At 28.7% G+C, this 2112-nt stretch carries 7 protein-coding genes; all 7 read left to right on the top strand.

Annotated elements, in window-relative coordinates; genetic code table 11:
- Positions 1-189, top strand: a 189-nt coding sequence (locus F7018_RS18065) for a hypothetical protein (RefSeq protein ID WP_150901498.1), incomplete at its 5' end; no start/stop codon positions are given.
- 83 nt (positions 190-272) lie between these two features.
- Positions 273-482 carry a hypothetical protein gene (locus F7018_RS18060; protein ID WP_150901497.1) on the top strand — a complete coding sequence of 70 codons (210 nt, stop codon included), beginning with the start codon at positions 273-275 and terminating at the stop codon, positions 480-482.
- A 90-nt stretch (positions 483-572) separates the two neighbouring features.
- The gene (locus tag F7018_RS18055) at positions 573-758 is read left to right on the top strand and encodes a hypothetical protein (protein WP_150901496.1); all 186 of its coding nucleotides are present in this window, start codon (positions 573-575) and stop codon (positions 756-758) included.
- A 60-nt stretch (positions 759-818) separates the two neighbouring features.
- A complete protein-coding gene (locus F7018_RS18665; protein WP_175578786.1) occupies positions 819-995 on the top strand; it encodes a hypothetical protein in 177 nt (58 codons plus the stop codon).
- 140 nt (positions 996-1135) lie between these two features.
- Positions 1136-1345, top strand: a complete 210-nt coding sequence (locus F7018_RS18050) for a hypothetical protein (RefSeq protein WP_150901495.1) — start codon at positions 1136-1138, stop codon at positions 1343-1345.
- Positions 1346-1370: 25 nt separating this feature from the next.
- Positions 1371-1595, top strand: a complete 225-nt coding sequence (locus tag F7018_RS18045) for a hypothetical protein (RefSeq protein WP_150901494.1) — start codon at positions 1371-1373, stop codon at positions 1593-1595.
- Between the two features lie 159 nt (positions 1596-1754).
- The gene (locus F7018_RS18040; protein ID WP_150901493.1) at positions 1755-1970 is read left to right on the top strand and encodes a hypothetical protein; all 216 of its coding nucleotides are present in this window, start codon (positions 1755-1757) and stop codon (positions 1968-1970) included.
- Positions 1971-2112: the final 142 nt, after the last annotated feature.

The raw sequence follows: 2112 nt of genomic DNA, 5'->3' as shown, positions 1-2112 counted from the left end.
CTAAATACTTTCTTTGCTAACAAAACAGCTGTAGTGATTGCACACAGATTAAGTACCGTAAAGAATGCACATCAAATAGTTGTATTAGACAAAGGAAATATTATAGAAAAAGGTTCTCATGAAGAGCTCATCAAATTAAAAGGAAGTTACTACCACCTAGTTAAAAACCAACTAGACTTGGGTAAATAAAAATATTTTTTCGCGAAAAATAGACATAGGCCTTGGGTGTCTATAAATTGATCAGGGATTTAATTAATTTAAATCATTATAAAATGAAAAATAGTCTTTTAAAAGTAGGAAAAATTCTTAGAAAATCTGAACAACAATTAATCAAAGGAGGTAATAGTAATTGCGATTATTACGCTAGAATAAACCTTTGTTTTGCAGATAATGATCCGTATTGTAAGCCATGTAACCAAATAGGAAATTATCCAGGAGCAGCATCTTGTATGAACCTTGATAATGGTTGTTTTGAACTTTAGTAAAAATATTCTCTCGCAAAGAATGAAAGAGACATAGTCTTTGAATGTCTATAAATGATCAAAGGTTTGAGTAATTTTAAATCATTTTAAATGAAAAAATCAATTTTAAATTTAGGAAAAGCTTTGAAGAAATCAGAGCAAAAAACTATTAATGGAGGTGTGGCTATAGCTTGTTTTAGTCATTCAGATTGTCCTCGAGAAATGGGGTGCTGTAAAAATGCTCCATATGTAGGTTTATGTATGTTAGGAAGCGATTATAGAAAGTTCTGTAATTAATAAAACTAACATAATATAGTAATTAAGATATAATATTAACAAAAAATAAACCTATAAAAAATGAAAAATACAATATTAAACTTAGGAAAAACTTTAAATAAAAAAGAACAACAAGAAGTTAATGGTGGTGTTAATTGTATAGATTGTCAAAATTATTGCATAGCAAATAGTGGAGGTGATAGAATGGTGTATGGTATTTGTATGGGAGAATGTATTTCTCAATACTGTGATATTTAATAGTAAGATTTAAGCTTCTATTATTTAAATATAGTTTAAGCTTAAAAAAATAAAAATATTCTTTCGCGAAGAATAGACATAAACCTTGAATGTCTAAAAAAAAGTCGAGGATTTTAATCAATTTTATAAATTATTTTAAAATGAAAAAATCAATTTTAAATGTAGGTAAAGCTCTAAATAAAACTGAGCAAAAGAAAATTAATGGAGGTTTTGGATGTCCAGGACCATTTTGTTATGGCGTTTCTGGAATGGGATGCGGTACATGTAGTCAATACCATGCTTTACCTAGTTCATGCAAAGGTAAAGTTTTAGTTCATGCAGACTGTTTTATCGGAATTGAACCAAACTAATAAATAATAACCTAAATTAATTAAAATGAAAAAATCAATTTTAAATATTGGTGAAGCATTAAATAAAGCAGAGCAGAAATCTATTAATGGTGGGCAACCGTTTTATGGACCATGTTTTGAGTGGTGTGCTGATCCTTATATACAACAAAACTATTGGAAACCACTTAACTGTAGCTGCAATAATAGAGGAGGTAATACCGGAGGAGGTAGCAATGGAGATGGAGACCATGGACCAGTTGAACCTGCATAAATTTTTGTTTAATTTTTGAAAAAATTAAATAAATCAATATTGAAAATGGGAGTAGCTTTAAATAAATCTGAATATTTGATGTATGCTGATTTTTTTATTGTAATAGGTCCAAATTCAATAGGTTATAAAAAATAATAATAAATTAAATAAGATTGTAAAATGAAAAAATCAATTTTAAATATTGGAAAAGCTTTAGGAAAAGGAGAACAAAAAAAGATTAACGGAGGGTCTCCTTGCGATTATTATATAGATAATGGATTATGTTTTGGTCCAGTACCAGGATGTTTGCCTTGTGGTCAAATGAGTGGATATCCAGGAGCAAGTATGTGTGTATTGGTGCATGTTTCTTGTATGGATGAAAATGAGTTTAATTAAAAAAAACTTAAATAATAAGGGTGAATTATTTTATCCTTATAAGGGAAGTATGTGCATACTTCCCTTAGCTTAATCAAACCTAATAATACATGCCGCAAAATAATACAGACATAGAAATTCGTAGTGAAGAAGTACAAGAAAT

Origin of the sequence: Tenacibaculum aiptasiae (assembly GCF_008806755.1) — a bacterium.
GTDB classification, from domain to species: domain Bacteria; phylum Bacteroidota; class Bacteroidia; order Flavobacteriales; family Flavobacteriaceae; genus Polaribacter; species Polaribacter aiptasiae.
The sequence above is the reverse complement of the archived record's forward strand: the minus strand, read 5'-3'. Positions and strand labels throughout refer to the sequence as shown.

Bases quoted from the DNA above. Each gene is read 5' to 3' on its own strand.
- F7018_RS18055 (WP_150901496.1), top strand. From the start codon at position 573: ATGAAAAAATCAATTTTAAATTTAGGAAAAGCTTTGAAGAAATCAGAG.
- F7018_RS18040 (WP_150901493.1), top strand. From the start codon at position 1,755: ATGAAAAAATCAATTTTAAATATTGGAAAAGCTTTAGGAAAAGGAGAA.
- F7018_RS18045 (WP_150901494.1), top strand. From the start codon at position 1,371: ATGAAAAAATCAATTTTAAATATTGGTGAAGCATTAAATAAAGCAGAG.
- F7018_RS18665 (WP_175578786.1), top strand. From the start codon at position 819: ATGAAAAATACAATATTAAACTTAGGAAAAACTTTAAATAAAAAAGAA.
- F7018_RS18060 (WP_150901497.1), top strand. From the start codon at position 273: ATGAAAAATAGTCTTTTAAAAGTAGGAAAAATTCTTAGAAAATCTGAA.
- F7018_RS18050 (WP_150901495.1), top strand. From the start codon at position 1,136: ATGAAAAAATCAATTTTAAATGTAGGTAAAGCTCTAAATAAAACTGAG.